This is a genomic window from Flavobacterium qiangtangense (assembly GCF_042658345.1).
Taxonomy (GTDB): domain Bacteria; phylum Bacteroidota; class Bacteroidia; order Flavobacteriales; family Flavobacteriaceae; genus Flavobacterium; species Flavobacterium qiangtangense.
In genome coordinates this window covers 1-1263 of the sequence record NZ_JBHSQB010000001.1, presented here as the reverse complement: position 1 = coordinate 1263, position 1263 = coordinate 1, and the positions used below count along the sequence as shown (strand labels likewise).

Annotated in this window: 1 protein-coding gene; it reads left to right on the top strand. The window is 54.9% G+C overall.

Annotated features, from left to right (window positions below; all coding sequences use genetic code 11):
* Positions 1–1263, top strand: a 1263-nt coding sequence (locus tag ACFPVY_RS00005) for a DUF7507 domain-containing protein (RefSeq protein ID WP_465254352.1), incomplete at both ends; no start/stop codon positions are given.

Genomic DNA, 1263 nt, shown 5'->3' with positions numbered 1-1263 from the left:
CAGGAGCGACTGACTCGACCAGCTTCACGGCGGTCCATGTCATCACTCAGGCGGATATCGATGCCGGCTATGTCTATAACCTGGCTCTGGCTTCAGGGAATGATCCAAAAGGAAATCCAATAGAGGATGAATCAAACGATCCGACGCCGTGCGCTACCTGTCCGGTTGATCCGGCGTGTGCCACGTGCACGATCGTTGAGATTGTCCAGGCTCCTTCGATTGCCGTGACCAAAGACGGAACGTATGCAGATACGAACGCCGACGGCATCGCCAATGTCGGGGACGTGATCAACTATGCCTTCACGGTAGCCAATACGGGCAATACGACCCTGACAAATATCGCTGTAACGGATGATAATGCGGTTGTAACAGGCTCGCTGGCTTCATTGGCGGCAGGAGCGACTGACTCGACCAGCTTCACGGCGGTCCATGTCATCACTCAGGCGGATATCGATGCCGGCTATGTCTATAACCTGGCTCTGGCTTCAGGGAATGATCCAAAAGGAAATCCGATAGAGGATGAATCAAACGATCCGACGCCGTGCGCTACCTGTCCGGTTGATCCGGCGTGTGCCACTTGCACGATCGTTGAGATTGTCCAGGCTCCTTCGATTGCCGTGACCAAAGACGGAACGTATGCAGATGTGAACGCCGACGGCATCGCCAATGTCGGGGACGTGGTCAACTATGCCTTCACGGTAGCCAATACGGGCAATACGACCCTTACAAATATAATTGTAACCGATGAGAACGCGACCGTAACAGGCTCGCTGGCTTCATTGGCGGCAGGAGCGACTGACTCGACCAGCTTCACGGCGGTCCATGTCATCACTCAGGCGGATATCGATGCCGGCTATGTCTATAACCTGGCTCTGGCTTCAGGGAATGATCCAAAAGGAAATCCGATAGAGGATGAATCAAACGATCCGACGCCGTGCGCTACCTGTCCGGTTGATCCGGCGTGTGCCACTTGCACGATCGTTGAGATTGTCCAGGCTCCTTCGATTGCCGTGACCAAAGACGGAACGTATGCAGATGTGAACGCCGACGGCATCGCCAATGTCGGGGACGTGGTCAACTATGCCTTCACGGTAGCCAATACGGGCAATACGACACTGACAAATATCGCTGTAACGGATGAGAACGCGACCGTAACAGGCTCGCTGGCTTCATTGGCGGCAGGAGCGACTGACTCGACCAGCTTCACGGCGGTCCATGTCATCACTCAGGCGGATATCGATGCCGGCTATGTCTATAACCTGG